This is a genomic window from Oleiphilus sp. HI0128 (assembly GCF_001635365.1).
In genome coordinates this window covers 1-896 of sequence record NZ_LWGG01001580.1, presented here as the reverse complement: position 1 = coordinate 896, position 896 = coordinate 1, and the positions used below count along the sequence as shown (strand labels likewise).

Annotated in this window: 1 protein-coding gene; it reads left to right on the top strand. The window is 44.3% G+C overall.

Features of this window, described 5'->3' with window-relative positions:
- Positions 1–520 precede the first annotated feature (520 nt).
- The coding region (locus tag A3763_RS25925) for an alcohol dehydrogenase catalytic domain-containing protein (RefSeq protein WP_197483143.1) at positions 521–896 on the top strand (376 nt) is incomplete at its 3' end.

Genomic DNA, 896 nt, shown 5'->3' with positions numbered 1-896 from the left:
TTATCTAACTGGTCTTTTTTTTCGCTTGTAGAAAGTAGCATCCATAACTAAATCATTTTCTTTAACAGAAGTTCAATCGAGTCTGACCCCGTTGATTCAATAGAGCCACGTCTATCACTCCTTTTTCTCCTGCCTTTGTTGAAGCAGGGATAGGTTTATACGTGGGTCAAAATTCGATGCAAATATTTGGGTTTAATGGGTCAGTTTTGGGTGCAAATCAACAAAAAAGGTCTCAGATCTATTTCTTAACATATTTGCAAAAGTTGAGTATTGAGGGGTTTAACCAAGGTACATTAAAACGAGCATTTGCCTTGCGAAAGAAGTCGCCACAATGATCACCTTAACAGGGCGTCCGCTTTAACTGGTGCGGATCATTAAGCCACCAACCTAAAACAAAAGCGCTGGAAAAAGTTTAGGAATATGTCAAGATTGGAACACGCTTCGGCCGATATAGGCTTGTAGCTAATCTGATTGTGAATTTCATCTTTCCCCCCGGAGAAACCTTGTGACTGACCAGTTTATTAAATCTAAAGCCGCCGTTGCTTGGGGCCCTAACACACCCCTGAAGATCGAAGAAGTCGATGTTATGTACCCGAAAGCGGGCGAGGTCTTGGTAAAGATCGTTGCAACCGGGGTCTGTCATACTGATGCCTTCACCTTGTCAGGTGAAGACCCAGAGGGAATTTTCCCATCAATCCTTGGTCATGAAGGTGGTGGTATTGTCGAAATGGTCGGTGAAGGCGTTACAAGCGTCGAAGTCGGCGACCACGTAATCCCGCTTTACACAGCTGAGTGTGGTGAATGTAAATTTTGCATGTCGGGGAAAACAAACTTATGCCAGGCCGTACGGGAAACCCAAGGTAAAGGGTTGATGCCAGACGGCACTACTCGTTTTT